The organism is Acidiluteibacter sp., from assembly GCF_055129545.1.
In genome coordinates, this window is sequence record NZ_JBSRUB010000013.1 from 317,115 (window position 1) to 334,604 (window position 17,490).

13 protein-coding genes and 1 tRNA gene are annotated in these 17,490 nt (G+C 35.0%); 10 read left to right on the forward strand and 4 right to left on the reverse strand.

Annotated features, from left to right (window positions below; all coding sequences use genetic code 11):
- Positions 1-432: 432 nt before the first annotated feature.
- Positions 433-505, reverse strand: a tRNA-Phe gene (locus ACTB0X_RS07440).
- A 90-nt stretch (positions 506-595) separates the two neighbouring features.
- Between ACTB0X_RS07440 and ACTB0X_RS07445 the strand changes: the two genes are divergently transcribed.
- From ACTB0X_RS07445 to ACTB0X_RS07480, 8 genes are all read left to right on the forward strand, one after another.
- Positions 596-1,327, forward strand: coding sequence for a type III pantothenate kinase (locus ACTB0X_RS07445; protein ID WP_463024369.1), 732 nt, complete (start codon positions 596-598; stop codon positions 1,325-1,327).
- 94 nt (positions 1,328-1,421) lie between these two features.
- Complete coding sequence (locus ACTB0X_RS07450; RefSeq protein WP_463024370.1) at positions 1,422-2,576, forward strand: hypothetical protein; 1,155 nt, start codon at positions 1,422-1,424, stop codon at positions 2,574-2,576.
- 17 nt (positions 2,577-2,593) lie between these two features.
- On the forward strand, positions 2,594-3,880 hold the full coding sequence (locus ACTB0X_RS07455) for a tetratricopeptide repeat protein (protein ID WP_463024371.1): 1,287 nt from the start codon (positions 2,594-2,596) through the stop codon (positions 3,878-3,880).
- Positions 3,881-3,919: 39 nt separating this feature from the next.
- Entirely contained in the window at positions 3,920-4,438 is a 519-nt protein-coding gene (gene lptC / locus ACTB0X_RS07460) for an LPS export ABC transporter periplasmic protein LptC (protein ID WP_463024372.1), read from the forward strand.
- 239 nt (positions 4,439-4,677) lie between these two features.
- Positions 4,678-5,949, forward strand: coding sequence for a hemolysin family protein (locus ACTB0X_RS07465; RefSeq protein ID WP_463024373.1), 1,272 nt, complete (start codon positions 4,678-4,680; stop codon positions 5,947-5,949).
- Between the two features lie 64 nt (positions 5,950-6,013).
- The gene (locus ACTB0X_RS07470) at positions 6,014-8,089 is read left to right on the forward strand and encodes a peptidylprolyl isomerase (protein WP_463024374.1); all 2,076 of its coding nucleotides are present in this window, start codon (positions 6,014-6,016) and stop codon (positions 8,087-8,089) included.
- A 292-nt stretch (positions 8,090-8,381) separates the two neighbouring features.
- Positions 8,382-9,848 carry an alkaline phosphatase PhoX gene (locus ACTB0X_RS07475; protein ID WP_463024375.1) on the forward strand — a complete coding sequence of 489 codons (1,467 nt, stop codon included), beginning with the start codon at positions 8,382-8,384 and terminating at the stop codon, positions 9,846-9,848.
- A 69-nt stretch (positions 9,849-9,917) separates the two neighbouring features.
- Complete coding sequence (locus ACTB0X_RS07480) at positions 9,918-11,645, forward strand: cytochrome-c peroxidase (RefSeq protein ID WP_463024376.1); 1,728 nt, start codon at positions 9,918-9,920, stop codon at positions 11,643-11,645.
- 56 nt (positions 11,646-11,701) lie between these two features.
- Here the strand turns inward: ACTB0X_RS07480 and kbl are convergent, their stop codons facing one another.
- The 3 genes from kbl to dprA form a co-directional block, all read right to left on the reverse strand.
- A complete protein-coding gene (kbl, locus tag ACTB0X_RS07485) occupies positions 11,702-12,892 on the reverse strand; it encodes a glycine C-acetyltransferase (protein WP_463024377.1) in 1,191 nt (396 codons plus the stop codon).
- Between the two features lie 97 nt (positions 12,893-12,989).
- The gene (gene gdhA, locus ACTB0X_RS07490) at positions 12,990-14,348 is read right to left on the reverse strand and encodes an NADP-specific glutamate dehydrogenase (RefSeq protein ID WP_463024378.1); all 1,359 of its coding nucleotides are present in this window, start codon (positions 14,346-14,348) and stop codon (positions 12,990-12,992) included.
- A 118-nt stretch (positions 14,349-14,466) separates the two neighbouring features.
- Positions 14,467-15,564, reverse strand: a complete 1,098-nt coding sequence (gene dprA, locus ACTB0X_RS07495) for a DNA-processing protein DprA (protein ID WP_463024379.1) — start codon at positions 15,562-15,564, stop codon at positions 14,467-14,469.
- A 114-nt stretch (positions 15,565-15,678) separates the two neighbouring features.
- Between dprA and kdsB the strand changes: the two genes are divergently transcribed.
- Both kdsB and ACTB0X_RS07505 read left to right on the forward strand, forming a co-directional pair.
- Complete coding sequence (kdsB, locus tag ACTB0X_RS07500; protein WP_463024380.1) at positions 15,679-16,413, forward strand: 3-deoxy-manno-octulosonate cytidylyltransferase; 735 nt, start codon at positions 15,679-15,681, stop codon at positions 16,411-16,413.
- A gap of 34 nt (positions 16,414-16,447) precedes the next feature.
- Positions 16,448-17,461 (forward strand): HU domain-containing protein, encoded by a 1,014-nt coding sequence (locus tag ACTB0X_RS07505; protein WP_463024381.1) that lies wholly within the window; start codon positions 16,448-16,450, stop codon positions 17,459-17,461.
- Positions 17,462-17,490 lie beyond the last annotated feature (29 nt).

Consider the following 17,490-nt stretch of genomic DNA (forward strand, 5'->3'; position numbering starts at 1 on the left):
TTAGAATGATTCCCGTTAGTCAACCAATTTAAGAAAATTATCAATGAAAAGGTTAGCGTATTTATTAATATTTTTTGAACTTAAAAAGAGTTCCCTTAAGCAGTCGATCTTTTTATAGAAATTTGATTTTCTTTTAGTTGTGTAATGAAGAGTGGTGAAAAGAATAAATAATTAAAATCAATACTTTAAATTGAAAGCTTTAGGCAAAAAAACAGAAATGCAAAATATTTAAGTATTAGTTGGAAGGAGTGGGTAAGTGAAATAACAGAAAATGGATTTTAAGTCTATGTATTTGAGTTGATTCCATTGTTGCCTATCTAATAATTTATGCATATTGTTTCTGATATAGTTTCACAAAGATGTGAATGACTCATTGTTATATGCCAAATAAAAAAACCCCTAGCTAATTCAATTAGTTAGGGGTTTTCTGGGTGGTGCCAGCTGGAATCGAACCAGCGACACAAGGATTTTCAGTCCTTTGCTCTACCGACTGAGCTATGGCACCTTTTCGCGATAGCGGTCGCAAATGTATAAATAAAATTCTAATTGGTGAAAGATTAATTTCAACTATTTTTGCTTCTACTAAATTTACCAAATGAACCTAATAATTGATGTAGGAAATACGAAAACCAAAATAGCTGTTTTTGAAGGAAGAGTGATGGTTCATCTAAAAACATTGTTTTCTTTTCAAGTGAATGATATAGAAGAAATATTTCGAGACTTTTCTATCCAATCTTATTTCTTATCGTCCGTAAAAAATGAAGATGAGTTAATTCTCAAATACTTGAATAGTAATTGTAAATCAGGTGAAGTTTTTAATAGTTTCACACCGCTTCCCTTTAAAATGGATTACGAAACTCCAAATACTTTAGGCTTAGATAGAATTGCAGTTGCAGCAGCGGCTTTTTATAAGTATCCATCTGTAAATTCCTTAATAATATCATGTGGTACATGTATTACTTATAATTTGATTAGTGGAGAAGGAGTATTTAATGGAGGTGGAATTTCTCCTGGAGTACATATGCGCTTAAAAGCGATGCAGCATTTTACTGATAAACTTCCACTAGCGGAGTGGAATGGGCGATCAGTACCCCAACTAATCGCAAAAAATACGAGCGAAGCTCTGCTTTCAGGGGCGGTAAATGGAGCTTTATGTGAATTAACCGAAGTAATAAATCGGTATAGACAAACGTTTACACGTGAACTTAACATTATTTTAAGTGGTGGAGATGCTAAATTCTTTGAAAAAGAACTAAAAAATAGCATCTTTGCGGACTCAAATTTTGTGCTTTACGGACTCAATGAAATACTCCAATATAATTCTTAAAAATTTCCTAGTTGTAATTCTAATCTGTCTTTTTGGACGAATTGATGCGCAAACAACCACTAATTCCGTTTATTCAAGGTATGGAATAGGTGAAATGAGGAGATCTCAATTCAATACTAACTTTGGTATGGCAGGTGCAGGAATTGCATTGCGCTCTAATAAATTGGCTAATGCTGCTAATCCAGCTTCATTAACAAGTTTAAATTTGATAGCTTTTGAAGTAGCTATAAAAAATGATAATTTTCAATCAACCAGTGGTGCACAAAGCCTAAAAGGAAATAATACTTATTTGAACCACCTTTCTTTATCAATGCCAATAAAAGAATGGTGGGGGTTGTCATTTGGAATTACTCCATTTAGCAGTGTGGGCTATGAGTACTCATATAACAGTATTGAATCCTCAGTTGGAAATGTTGAATACAGCTATTTAGGATCTGGTGGCTTAAATAAAGTATTTCTTTCGAATGGATTTGATGTAGCAAAAGGACTTTCTGTGGGATTTACGGCATCATTTATATTTGGTGGAATTGAGAAAGAGAATAAAATTATTTATGCAGATAGAATAAATGCATTCAACAGTTCCGATAAGAATAGAACCTCAATTAGTGATGTTAGATTTGATTTTGGGATGCAATACGTCAAAGAGCTTTCCGATAAATACACTGCAATTGCAGGTATCACTTACGCATTAGGTACAGAATTGTCTGGAAGTAAAACACAATTAATTAGAACCGCTCGGGGTGATGGTTTGACAGTAAGATATCTAGACACAGTTAAATTTGTAGATGCAGAAAAAACTGTAATCGAACTACCTTCAACTGTTGGGCTCGGAATTAGCTTAGAAAAAAAGGAAGCTTGGAGTGCTGAATTGAATTATTTGAATACATCTTGGTCATCTATTAAACCTCTAGGTCAGGAAGATTATGTCAATGGACAATCGATCATTTTGGGGTTTAGGATTTTACCAAATGATAATTCTTATTCAGATTATTTAAAACGAATTACTTATAGTTTTGGTGGTCGCTTTTCTAACTCCTATGTTAAATTAAATAATGAGGAGATTAATGAATATGGCATCAATTTTGGTTTAACCTTACCGTTCAAGAAAAGTATTTCTTCATTGACGTTTGGAGTTGAAGCCATGAGAAGAGGAAAAGACGACAGTATGTTAATTCAAGAAGACTTTTTAAATTTTAACTTAGGAATAACAATTAACGACCGATGGTTTATAAAACGCAAATACGATTAAATCTCAATACAAATAAAATGAAAAAAATAATTACATTTCTTTTTGTGGCAGTTCTTGGCTTAAATATGGCCAACGCTCAAGACTATGGTTCTACACCTGATAAGTGTAAAGAAAATTTATCATTGTACAGAAGTTACTATACTCAAAAATCATATAATGATGCAGTAAAGTATTGGAAAGTAGTTTATAAAATTTGCCCTGCGGCAAGTGAGAGAAGTTATGTAGACGGCTCGAATCTGATTGAATTTCTGATAAAAAATGAAAAAGACGCAACTCAGAAAGAATTATTAATTGATTCGTTGTTCTTGTTGTACGATAATAGAATTGTACATTTTGGAAAGGAAGGTTATGTTTTAGGTAGAAAAGCTACAGATATGCTAAAATACAGACCAGATGATGTTGCCGCGATATTGGCAACTGCTCAAAAGTCATATGACTTACAAGGAGACAAAACGGAGGCAGGAACTTTAGTTACTTATATGCAAGCTGCAGTTTTATCTGAGAAAAAAGGAGACAAAACTGAAGCGGATATTGTTGCAACGTATACCAATGTAAGCAATGTAATTTCAGCCAATGCGAGCAACCCTAAGACAGGTAAGTACTACGCTCAAGCTGAAGAAAGTATTGCTGGATTGGCTGGACCATACCTTAGTTGTGATGTTTTATTTGACATGGCTAATAAAAATTATGAAGCCAATAAGGACAATGCTACATGGTTAGAGAATACTGCGAATTTATTGGATAGAAAAGGTTGCTCAGATAATGAAATCTTCTTTAAGATTGCAAAGACAATGCATTCGATTAATCCAAATGCTGTTTCAGCTGAGAAAATGGGTATAATGTCGTTAAAAAGTAAGCAGTACAATGACGCTGTAAAATTCTTTAACCAAGCATTGGAGTTATCTACAGACCAAAATAAGAAAGCAGATTACTACATTGAATTAGCTCAAACCTATTCTAGTATGGCTCAATATGCACAAGCTCGCACCATGGCTTTGAAAGCAGCTGGAGCAAGAAGTGGATTTGGTTTACCGTACATTATCATTGGGGATATGTATGCCTCAAGTACATCTTGTGGTGAAGGTGATGCGTGTAAGCAGAAAGCAATTTATTGGTTAGCGATTGAAACATATGCAAAAGCGAAAGCAATCGACGGAAGTTTAGCACAAACTGCTAACAATAAAATTGCTACTTATAGTAAGTACATTCCTACCAAAGAAGAATGTTTCTTTATAGGAGTGAAAGAGGGTGATTCTGTAGAAATTGGGTGTTGGATAAACGCTTCTACAACAGCAAAATTTTAAGTGAAAAAAGCACAATATATTCTGCAAATTATAATCCCGATGGCATTCGCCATCGGGATGTTTGCTGGTTGTAAAAATAAGATAGAAGACGTTGAGTCTTTTACCGGAATAGACGACTTGCCCATAGAGACTCGGAAAGAAGTAAAGATGTATTATAGTCAGAATGGGGAAGTCGCTGCCTTGTTAACGGCTCCTTTGATGGAGAGGTTTATCAATGAAGAAGAATACACGATAATGAATCAAGGCATCTATGTAGAAACATACGACTCCGTGATGAATGTTACTTCAAGTATTAAGGCTGATAATGGTAAATATTTACCAAAAGTTGGATTAATGGAAGCGAGAGGCAATGTAAGGGTGGTGAATGAAAAAGGAGAGATCTTAAATACGGAAGAGTTGTTTTGGGATAGTGAGGAAAAATCGATATACACTGAAAAGTATGTTAAGATTACCACTAAAGATGAGATTATTGAAGGGGATGGGCTGATCTCTAATCAAGATTTTTCTGAATATAGAATCAAGAAAATTAGGGGAATAATAAGTTTAGAAAATGAATAAGGTAATTATTTTTTTGGAAAAAATGTGGCTGATGCTTGCAATAGTAACATTGGTACTGGCAGTATATAAAACATTTAATAGCACGATAGAAGATGCCGCTTACTTTTATGTGTTTTGTGTTGTGTCAATTATCTTTTATTTTTTAAGAAAAAGACAGCGTGTCCATTTCAATGAACAGCAGAATGACAAATCTAACTCCGAACAATAATTGCTATATTTGAATAGCATCAATTACCAATATGGATAGTTACGTCTGGGGGATTATTTTTCTAACTTTAGTTTTGTCTGCTTTCTTTTCAGGAATGGAGATTGCATTTGTAACCGCCAATAAATTTAAAATAGAGCTTGACTCCAAGCAAGGAGATGTGCTTTCTGCTATTTTATCAAAATTTCTAAAGCATCCTTCTCGATTTATCGGCGCAATGTTGGTTGGAAATAATATAGCGTTGGTTGTTTACGGTATATTTATGGCTCAAATTCTAGAGCCTTTAATCGGAATATATGTCCAAAGTGAAAGTTTTATTTTACTCATTCAAACGGTAGTTTCTACTTTAATCATCCTAATAACAGCTGAATTTTTACCGAAAGCAGTCTTTCGAATTAATCCAAATTCCATCTTGCGATTTTTTGCCATCCCAACTGGATTGCTTTATTACATTTTATTGATTCCAATGTTCTTAATAATTGGTTTGTCTGAACTGATTTTAAAGTATGTCTTTAGAATGGAGAATGTTACTGAAGATTTAAATTTTGGTCGAATTGATTTAGAACATTATCTGCGTGACGCAACAGATCGAAATGATCAAGAACAAGAAGAACTTGATCATGAGATTCAAATTTTTCAAAATGCACTTGATTTTTCAAAAGTAAAAGCAAGGGAATGTATGATTCCTCGAACTGAAATTATAGCCCTGGAGGTAAATGAGAGTATGGAAGTGCTAAGAAATACTTTTATTGATTCTGGGTTTTCTAAAATTTTGATTTATCGAGATAATATCGACAACATCATTGGGTATGTGCACTCATTCGAATTGTTCAAACGTCCGGAATCCATTAAGTCTATTTTGTTGCCTGTTCTGATTATTCCTCAATCAATGTCGGCTAGTCAAATTCTCGAACTATTCATAAAACAACGAAAAAGTGTTGCAATAGTGGTGGATGAATTTGGCGGAACTGCAGGAATTTTGACCATTGAAGATGTGATAGAAGAAATCTTTGGCGAGATCGAGGACGAACATGATAAAGAAGAATTAATTGAAGAGGTTCTTTCAGATTCTGAATATTTATTTTCTGCTCGTCTGGAAATTGATTATTTAAATGATACCTACAAATTAAATTTGCCTGAAGGGGATAATTACGAAACTTTAGCAGGTTTAATTATATCCTATTATGAAAGTATCCCAAAAGCAGACACAAAATTTAGGATAGATAAATATGAGTTAACTGTTCTGAAAGTCAGTGACAATAAGATAGAATTAATTCGAATAGAAACCGCTAAAAGTGAGGATTAATTTCTTTTTATAAATTCCATAATCAATCGTATATTCGCATCCCATAATTTTTTAACGTTAAGTAATGGCAGTAATTGGAAAAATTAGAGAGCAATCTACTCTCGTTTTAATACTAATCGGTGGAGCAATTGTAGCTTTCGTATTAGGTGATTTGTTTGGATCAGGAGGATCAGTATTCGATCAAACTAGAAATGTAGCCGTTGTAGACGGTGTTAATGTATCCGCACAGGAATTTCAAAATCAAGTGCAAGTGGCTACTGATAACTATCAGAAAAACCAGCCAGAGGAACAAATTGATGAAAACACTAGAGATGCGATCAGACAGCAAGTGTATGATCAAATGGTGAATCAAATCATATTGACGAAAGAATTCGATCAATTGGGTTTAGAAGTAACCACCAAAGAATTGTTTGACATGGTTCAGGGAAATAACCCTCACCCACAGGTTCGTCAATCATTTACTAATCCTGAAACTGGACAGTTTAACTCTAATGATGTAGTTCGGTTCATTCAAACGCTGGATCAAAATCCTGAAGTGAAAGGACAGTGGATTCAGTTTGAACAAGCATTGAAGAAAGATAGAGAGTTAGAAAAGTACAATACTTTAGTGACTAAGGGTCTTTATGTAACTGCTGATGCTGCAAAAGCTAAGAATGTGGCTGCCAATAAAAACTTCTCGATTAAATACGTTGTAAAACGTTATAACGAGATCAGCGACACTTCGATTACTCTTTCTGAAAGTGAATTAAAAGATTACTACAACGATCACAAAGAAGACTACGCGCAAGAAGCTTCAAAGAAAATTGAATATGTAACATTTAATATTCTTCCTTCAGAACAAGATGAAGCATTGGTTAGAAAGTGGTCAAACGACATGTATCAAGAATTTAAGAACACCAAGAATGATTCTTTATTCTTAATGAATAATTCTGATAATGGTTACGATCCAAGATATTATTCAATGAAAACATTGCCAGTAGATATTGATACTGCGTTATTCAATCAGGAGGCAGGATTTGTAACTCCTCCTTTTGAAAAAGATGATGCGACTAGAATTCAAAAACTATTGGACGTTAAGATTGGTCCAGACTCAGTAAAGGCAAGACACATTTTAGTTGGATTGCAAGATCGCAAAATTGAGGAAGCTCGAGTAATTGCGGATAGCTTGCTAGCTGTTTTAAATGCAGGAACGTCATTCGATACTTTGGCGATTAATAGTTCTGATGACGTTGGTTCAGGCGCTAAAGGTGGAGATTTGGGTTGGTTTACTGAAGGTATGATGGTAAAACCATTTGACGATGCAGCATTTAATTCTCCAATTGGAAAAATTCAAAAAGTAGAAACTCAGTTTGGAGTTCATTTAATTGAAGTGACTGAGAAGACAGAAGATGTAAAGAAAATTAAAGTTGGTGCATTAAGTCGCTCAGCTGAGCCAGGAAAAGAAACATATGCAACTGTTTTTCAAACAGCTAATGGATTTTCAATCAATACTGCATCTGATCAGTGGGATAATGTAATTAATGCTGACAATATGCTAAGAAGAGCAGGAATTGTTGGTGTTAATGATAGAGAAATTAGAGGAATTGAAGGTTCTAGAAGCGTTGTAACTTGGGCAAATGAAGCAGAAGAAGGTTCAATCTCTGAACCATTTGATGTGAAAGATGCTTACGTTGTTGCTAAATTAGTTGAGATAAACGAAAAAGGAACAGCACCATTTGAGAAAGTGAGAGCTAGAGTTGAGTACGAGGCAAAAAGAGATAAAAAGGCTGAAAAATTCATTGAAGAAATGAAAGGCTCACAAAACTTAGCTGAAGCTGCTAGTAAGGTTGGTGCTCAGGTTCAAGAAGCAAGTAACATTACTTTTGAGAATGCAAGTATTGCTGGTGCAGGAAACGAACCAACTGTTGTTGCTAAGATTACAACACTACAGCAGGGACAAATGACGGCTACTCCAATTAAAGGAAAGAATGGTGTTTTTATGGTTCAAGTGACTGCAGTTAATGAGCCTGGTGATACAGATATTCCAACTATGAGAGGTGCTGTTGAAAGAGGGTATGCTACGCGAGTTACAAATAGACAAGGCATTGAAGCGTTAAAAGCAAAAGCAAAGATTAAAGACAATAGAGCGAAATTTTTCTAGTAGAAATTTTAACTAAATATATAAGCGGTCATTTCATTTTGAATTGACCGCTTTTTTTTGCCGTAACATTAAGGTTACTTTAATGCGGTTTTTCTACTATTGTTAATACTGAATTAACGATAACATCTATCTAGTTTTTGATTTAAAGTGCTAAAAAATAGATTTTTATGTTTTTATAATTAATTGTCTAGCTTAAAAATTTCTTAAACATCCTATAAGATTATAATACAATAAATGGAGCGCTAACTGCATAGTTTTGGGTTTAAATAAATAACTATAAAACCAAACTAAAATGAAATTAATTAAAGGAATCGCTCTATCTGCATTAGTGCTGTCTTTTTACGCATCATGTAAAGAAGATGATAAAGAAGAGCCAGTAGTATCTGGAAACCCTGTTGAGTTAAAGAGTCACTCTGTTACACCTTCATTAATGAAGTTATCGCCAGAGTTTTCATCTGTTAAAGTTTATCCACTTATTTCATCTGAAGATAAGTTGGTAAATACACCAAACTTTATTTATGGTTCCATGGCTGATGGTGCTGGATTAATCAAAAATACTGATGGGACATTTACACTGATAAACAACATCGAAGCTGATTATTCTATTGCAAGGATTACGCTTGACAATACATTTAAACCAGTTGGAGGAGAATACATATTAAATGCAGTTGCAACAGCAAGTACTGCTCAGTGCTCTGGTTCGTTAATTACTCCTGCAGAACATGGCTTCGGACCGCTTTACCTTTCAGGTGGTGAATGGGGTGGTTCATCTAATGGTGTGTTTGTTACTGATCCTTTTAAAAGTGCAGGTTCTGCATCTTCTCCTGAAATGTTAACGGCAATGGGAGAGTGGTCTACTGAAAATGCAGTAGTTATTGGAAAGGATGCTTACCCAGGAAAAACGGTTGTCTTTATTGGTGATGATCACTCAGATAACACAGTTCCTTCAGGTCAATTGGGAATGTATGTTGGAAATCGAGGTGATTTATATGGAGGAAAGTTATATGGTCTAAAAGTGACTTCAGCCAATATAAATTATGAAATGGACATGGCAGAAGGTACTTCTTACGACATGGAATTTGTTGAATTGCTAGAAAAGGATTTAGATAAGTTAGATGCAGAAGCAAAACAAAAAGGCGTAATGGGTTTCTCTAGATTAGAAGATATAGATTGGAGAAGAGGAGATGCGAATGCACAAAGAGAAATATACTTTGCCGTAACAGGAAGAAAAAAAGCTGACCTAATAGGTAAAGGAACTGTTTATGGTAGAATTTACAAAGTAGAATTGAATGACAATGATCCAACTAAAGGAGGTAAAATTACTTGTGTATTAGATGGGGATAAATTAGGTGGAAAAGCGAAGATGTTCCATTCTCCTGATAATATTGTTGTGACTGAGAATTATGCATACATCCAAGAAGATCCGAACGGATATCCGGATAATGCAGACAAGAATCACTTTGCAAGCTTATATCAGTATAACTTGAATACAGGAGTAATTAAAAAAGTGATGGAATGCGACCAAAATAAAGCAGAGTCTTTAGGTTATGGTGTTGCTTCAACAGCATGGGAAATTACAGGAATGATTGATATTTCAAACACGGTAGGAAAAGATAAGACATTCTTAATGATTACTCAAAACCATGGTTGGGAAAAGACAGGTGGAGAAACTTTTACTGATCCATTGGCTAACTCTGATGTAGCAGGAAGTTCAAAGGAAGGAAGTATCATGTATATCGTAAAAGGATTAGCTAGATAAATATAAATTATGATGTATAGTTATATAAAAACTATAACAAGAAAGGCTTATTTAATAATAAGCCTTTCTTTGTTGTTATTAGCCTGTGCTCAAAAGAAAGAAGTGCAATTAACTGCCCCAAATACATTAATAGAAGAGTATTTGATTTCTCAATTAGACAGTGCAATTTTCTATTTGGAAAAGGTGAATAATTCGGTTTCACTTTCTACCGCACAGATGAATTTTATCAATGCGCGAATTTCTATTAAGAAGGCAGAACCAATACTTTCATTTACTGACCAGGAGCATTACAAGACGCTTTTTCAACCCAATATATTGAAGGTAGTGGAAGAAGATGCTACAGATATAAAGAAGTTTGCACCGAAGGGTTTTCAAGTGTTGGAAGAAATATTATTTACAGATTCCATTGATTGGAGCGGTGTAGAATATCAAGTTGACTTTTTGAGCAATAGATTAAAACTGATTCAAGCAAACACCTCTTTAGACTATTTTAAATTACATCATTTTTTATGGTTGTTGAGAGATGAGTTTGTTCGAATAGCAACTACAGGAATTACAGGGTTTGATTCACCAGTTCTCGGTCAGTCTTTAGAGGAGTCGGAAATTATTTATAATGAGATGAAAAGGCTAATTGTATTTTATGAATCTGCTTTCAAAAGTGAAGAATTATTCAATGAATGGTTAATTGAACTGGAGGCGAGTAGTAAAGACTTAAATGCAAATTTTGATCTGTTTGACCGATATAAATTTATTCAAACGCATACCAATCGACAGTTTGAGATGTGGAATAGAACAGTAAAAGATTGGGGAGTAGTGTTTCCTTTTGAGTTAGCAATTTCCAATAGTGCGCCTTCCCTTTTTGATTCAACGACATTCAATGTTGGTTATTTTTCGGATAGAGTTTGGGCGGAGATCACGAAGGAGAAAATTAATTTAGGCCGAAAACTTTTTAACGATAATCAACTTTCTATCGATGGAAGATTAAGCTGTAGTTCCTGTCATCAAAAAGAAATTGGATTTACGGATGGGTTGACAGTTTCAGAAAATCAAACACGAAATAGTCCAACGATGACGTATGCAGGTTTCCAAAAGGCATTTTTTTATGATGCGAGAACTGGTAATCTAGAAGGTCAAATAGTCGATGTAGTGAATAATCAAACTGAATTCCACTCTTCTATAGAGAACTTAATTGAAACAGTTAAAAGCGACTCCAATTATATCAATCAATTTGGTGAAGTTTATGCAGCAGAACCTTCAGATTTATCTATTAGAAATGCGATAGCGGCATATATTAGAAGCTTAGCACCTTTTAATTCTCGATTTGATCAATCAATTTCAGGTAAAAAGGAGACGTTAACTGTTGAAGAAGTAAATGGATTCAATTTATTCATGGGGAAAGCACAATGTGCAACGTGCCATTTTCCTCCTTTGTTTAATGGAACAGTTCCACCAAATTTTTCAGAATCTGAAATGGAATTATTGGGAGTGCCTGAAAAGTACGTGACTTCAAACGCTAAAATTGACGACGATCTGGGTCGATATAACTTGTTTAAAACGGAAGAACGCAAGTACTTTTTTAAAACCCCAACTATTAGAAATGTTGCATTGACTGCTCCATATATGCACAATGGGGTTTTTGAAACATTGGATAATGTAATGGAGTTTTATGATTTGGGTGGTGGAGCTGGTATCGGTATTAACTTGGAGCACCAAACATTACCTGCAGAGCCTCTAAATTTGACTGAAGAAGAAGAAGCCAATATTATCGCTTTTATGAAAACACTTACTGATCAATAAAAAAAGGAGTGAGCATTAATGCTCACTCCTTTTTTTGTCACGAATATTGTCGTATTCTATTTAACCACACCCAATTCTTTTCCCACTTTAGTAAAAGCAGCGATCGCTTTATCTAAATGAGCTTTATCATGAGCGGCTGAAAGCTGTACTCGAATTCTAGCTTGGTCTTTAGGAACTACTGGATAAAAGAACCCAATCACATAAATGCCATTTTCTAATAATTTATCTGCAAATACTTGAGATAGTTTTGCATCGTAAAGCATAATGGGAACAATTGCAGATTCCCCATCCTTAAAATCAAACCCTGCTGCTTTAACTCCAGCTTTGAAATAAGCCACATTGTCCATCAATTTATCTCTAAATGAAGTTGTTTCTTCTAAGATATCAAAAACAGCGATAGATGCGCCAACAATAGAAGGTGCTAATGAATTAGAGAATAAATAAGGTCGAGAACGCTGACGAAGCATCTCGATAATTTCTTTTTTACCTGTGGTGAAACCTCCCATAGCGCCACCTAGCGCTTTTCCTAATGTTCCAGTAATAATGTCGATTCTTCCCAGTACATTTCTGAACTCAGCAGTTCCTCTTCCAGTTTTACCAATGAAACCGTGAGAGTGGCAATCATCTACCATAACCATCGCATCGTATTTATCGGCTAAGTCACAAATTTTATCCAATTGCGCAACGTATCCATCCATAGAGAATACGCCATCAGTTACGATTACTCGGAAACGCTGGTCTTGCGCTTTTATCAATTGATCTTCCAAATCAGTCATATTGTTATTTTCATAACGATATCTAGCAGCTTTGCACAAACGTACTCCATCAATGATAGAAGCATGGTTCAATGAGTCTGAAATTATTGCATCTTCAGGGCCTAATAATGGTTCAAAAACTCCTCCATTGGCATCAAATGCAGCAGCATATAAAATGGTGTCTTCAGTGCCACAGAATTTTGCAATTCGTGCCTCTAATTCTTTGTGAATGTCTTGAGTTCCACAAATGAAACGCACAGAGGACATCCCAAATCCATGCGTATCTAAAGTGTTTTTTGCTGCTTCAATCACTTTTGGATGAGAGGATAATCCTAAATAATTATTCGAACAAAAATTAAGGACTTCATCGCCATTTGTCAATTTGATAACTGCATCCTGCGGAGAAGCGATCACTCTTTCTTTCTTGAAAAGTCCTGCTTCTTTAATATTTTCTATTTCTGATTCTAAGTGTTGTTGTATTTTTCCGTACATGTTTTTTATTTTGTGTCCGTTTCAAAATTATGCAATAAAAATCGCCAACTCAAATTCTTGAATTGGCGATTTCTTTAATCTCAATATGTGTTTGTTTTTATACTGCTCCTTGAGCAATCATTGCATCGGCAACTTTTACGAAGCCTGCAATATTAGCACCTTTCACGTAATCAACAAATCCTTTGTCATCACATCCGTATTTCACACATTGTTGGTGAATGTCTTTCATGATGTTATGTAATTTTTCGTCTACTTCTTCCGAAGTCCAGTTATAACGCATTGAGTTTTGACTCATTTCTAAACCAGAAGTTGCAACACCACCGGCGTTAGATGCTTTCCCTGGAGCAAAGAAAATTTTTGCTTTATGGAATTTTTCAACTGCTTCTGGTGTGGATGGCATGTTCGCACCTTCAGCTACTGCGATACAACCATTTTTAACCAATTCTGCAGCTTCTTTGTCGTTTAATTCATTCTGCGTAGCACAAGGCAATGCAACATCGCATTTGGTTCCCCACGGACGTTTTCCTGCTATGAAATCTGCTCCAAACTTGTCAGCATACTCTTGAATACGACCTCTTCTTACATTTTTCAATTCCATGATGAACGCTAATTTCTCTGCGTTGATTCCATTTTTGTCGTAAATGTATCCTGATGAATCAGACATAGTCACCACTTTAGCACCTAATTGCGTTGCTTTTTCACACGCATACTGAGCTACGTTTCCTGAACCAGAGATAGTGACTACTTTGCCTTCTAAGTCTTCTCCTCTTGAACTTAACATTTCTTGTAAGAAGTATACGCACCCGTAACCAGTAGCTTCTGGACGAATCAATGAACCACCATAGGAAAGTCCCTTACCTGTTAATACACCTGTAAATTCATTTCTGATTCTTTTGTATTGGCCAAACATGTAACCAATTTCACGACCACCAACACCAATGTCACCTGCTGGCACATCCGTGTTTGGCCCGATATGACGACACAATTCAGTCATAAAACTTTGACAGAACTTCATCACTTCATTGTCTGATTTTCCTTTTGGATCAAAATCAGAACCACCTTTACCACCACCCATAGGAAGGGTTGTTAAACTGTTTTTGAAAACTTGCTCAAAAGCTAAGAATTCCAATACACTAAGGTTTACCGAAGGGTGAAAACGCAATCCACCTTTATAAGGTCCAATCGCACTATTCATTTCAATTCTAAATCCTCTATTGACTTGAATTTCTCCTTTGTCATCCAACCAAGGCACTCTAAACATTAATACGCGTTCGGCTTCCACCATTCGCTCCAATAGGTTTCCTTGTTTGTATTTCGGATTGCTTTCAATAAATGGAATAACAGTTTCCGCTACTTCATGAACCGCTTGCATGAACTCTGGTTCATGAGGATTCTTAGCCGATACATTTTTTACAAATGCATCTATTGCTTTTTTGTGAGATTGGCTTGTGCTCATTAAATTAAATTATTGCGTTTAAACGGGTTTTAAAAATCAAATGTAGAAAATTTCAATTGGATGTACTAATTACATTATGATTGGAATATAAATCTACACTATTTGCTAAATATTTGGTTTAAATTAATTGGTAAATCTTTCCTGGTAATGATTTTATGACTCCCTTGAATTCAAGATTTAATAGTGTTGCAGTTGTTTTACTCATCTGAAATTCAGCTTTTATACTGATTAAATCTACACTCTCAGGACCTTCTTTTAAAATATTTACTATAACAGTTTCTTGATCATTAAGTTCTTGAAAAAGACTCGTCTGTTGGATTATCTTATTTCCATCAGTTTGCCAATTCATAATGTATTCAATGTCTTTCACAGATTCAATTAGGGCGGCCTTATTCGCCTTAATTAATTTATTACAACCCACAGAATGTTCGTCTCCAACTCTTCCAGGGACTGCAAATACGTCTCTATTATATCCGCTTGCTAATTCTGCTGTAATTAAAGAGCCACCTTTTTCTGCAGACTCTACCACAACAGTTAAATCTGAGAGACCAGCTACTATCCGATTGCGTTCTGCAAATTGTTTGTTAAAGATCTGTCCACCATGTCTATAATCACTTGCTACGCCACCATTCTGCATCATCTTTTGGGCGGTGTTATTGTGTGCTGCCGGATAAATACTGTCTAATCCATGTGCTAAAATACCTATGGTTTGTAAATTATTTTTTAAGGCAGCTTTGTGGGCCGTAATGTCTATTCCATAAGCGAGTCCACTGACAATAAGCGGCCGATGTGGCACTAATTCTTCAATGAGTTTTTCAGTAAATGCTTTTCCACTAATGGTTGCTTTTCTAGTGCCAATAATGCTGATTACTTTCTCACGATTAAAATCTACATTGCCTTTTGTATATAAAATGACTGGATTGTCTTCACAATGAATTAGTCGTCTGGGGTAATCTTTATCTAAATAGAACAATGCTTTTACATCATTTTGTTCCATAAAGCGAATTTCCTCTTCAGCAAGTTTTAAAACATCCGATTGCAGTATGGATTTCACCATTTTTTCACCTAAACCAGGAATTTGTAGTAATGCTTTTTTGTTTTCCTTAAATACGGCTTCAGCGCCTCCACAATAGGCAATCAGCTTTTTTGCTTGAATAGGTCCTACACCTGATAAAAAGGTAACTGCTATTTTATATTTTAAGTGATCGTCTAGCATTCTTTTCGGTTATTTTTTTTAATTTGCTTACTGAAAATTGTTTTGTTCTTTTGCTGATGAAAGCTACCAAAAAATTGAGAATGAAACTATTCTATAATTCATTAAATTAAACTCATGATAAAAACAGCAATCGGTATTATTCCTGCACGCTATGGATCTACTCGGTTTCCCGGAAAGCCATTAATAGATATTCAAGGAAAATCAATGATTCAGCGAGTTTATGAACAAGCAAAAAAAGTAAATAGTCTATCGAAAGTTATTGTAGCAACAGATGATCAGCGAATTTTCGATACAGTGATTGCTTTTGGTGGAGAAGTGGTGATGACTTCTGAAAATCATCAAAGTGGAACTGATCGATGTAAGGAAGCACTGAATAATAGCGGCGAAAATTTCGATGTTGTGGTCAATATTCAAGGAGATGAGCCATTTATAGATCCTGAGCAAATTGCTCAAGTTGTTCAGGCTTTTAGTGATGAGAATACAGAAATTGCAACTTTAGTTAAATTAATAGATGATTCGGCAGAATTATTTAATCCAAATAAACCAAAAGTGCTCATCGATGAAAATGATTTTGCGATTTATTTCAGTCGGGCAGTTCTTCCTTTTCAACGAGGGGTAGACCAAAAAGATTGGATTGATAATTTTAATTATTATAAGCACATTGGGCTTTATGCTTATCGTTCAGAGGTCTTGGACGAAATAACACAAATCAGTCCTTCTCGATTAGAGCTCGCCGAAGGATTGGAACAACTGAGGTGGATTGAGAATGGATATAAAATTAAAGTCGCCATTACAGAAACGGAGTCGATTTCAATTGATGCCCCCGAAGATTTAAAGCTAATTTTGTAGTAGAAATTTACTTATTTTTTTTACTTTCGTAGTCATGAATAGAGGCCATATAGAACAAAGTATTTCTGAATTGTTGTATCAATTTGATTGTGTGATTATACCTGATTTTGGTGGGTTTGTTACCAATTATTCTGGTGCGAAAATTCAATCTGTTCAAAATACTTTTTCGCCTCCGTCAAAGCGAATTTCATTCAATCGAAATTTAACCATCAACGATGGTTTATTGGCAAATTATCTTGCCAACCAAAATGCCATTACCTTTATTGAGGCACGAAAAAATATAGATGAGTTTGTTAATGCCATTGTAACCGCCTTAGGAAATGGCGAAAAGGTTAAAATTGACAAAATTGGTTTGCTCTATTTAGATGTTGAGAAAACGCTTCAATTTTTACCTGATTACAGCACAAACTATTTACTGGACTCTTTCGGAATGTCTAATTTCAAAGCAATTCCAGTCGTTCGACCATTGATGGAAGAGCGGATTCAAAAAGAAATTAAAGAACGATTGGTGGTTGTAAAAGCACCTGCAGAAGAAGAAAATAAAAGACGTTTTGGTTTTTATTGGGCTGCTGCTGCTTCTGTTCTCGTTTTTATGGGAATTGGGTTTACCGCCCATAAGTACCAAATAAATAATGATTCTCCTGTGTCTTATGCCTCTATAGGGTTGAATCATACTACTCCAGTTTATAAATTTCATAAAGTGGAACAGTTATCTGACCCTGAATTTAACGACACCTTTAATTGGAATTCTAGAGCGGAAAAAGAGAGTGTAAATCAGGATGTAGAAGTTGCTGCAAGCGTTTTAAATTCTGCGGATATTGCTAATCTTCGATTTCATGTAGTTGGAGGTTGTTTTTCAAGCGAAAATAATGCAGAAAAATTGTATAAGCGATTAAAAAAGAAAGGTTTTGAAGCAAGGATGGTCGGAACTTTCAAAGACTTACACACAGTAAGCTATGCTAGTTTTGCAACAAGAGAAGAAGCAGTAGCATTATTAGATGAAGTAAAAAATACAGAGAATACTGCTGCTTGGTTGCTTGAAAAATAGCCAATGACTTTTTCCACTTTTCAGCTCGC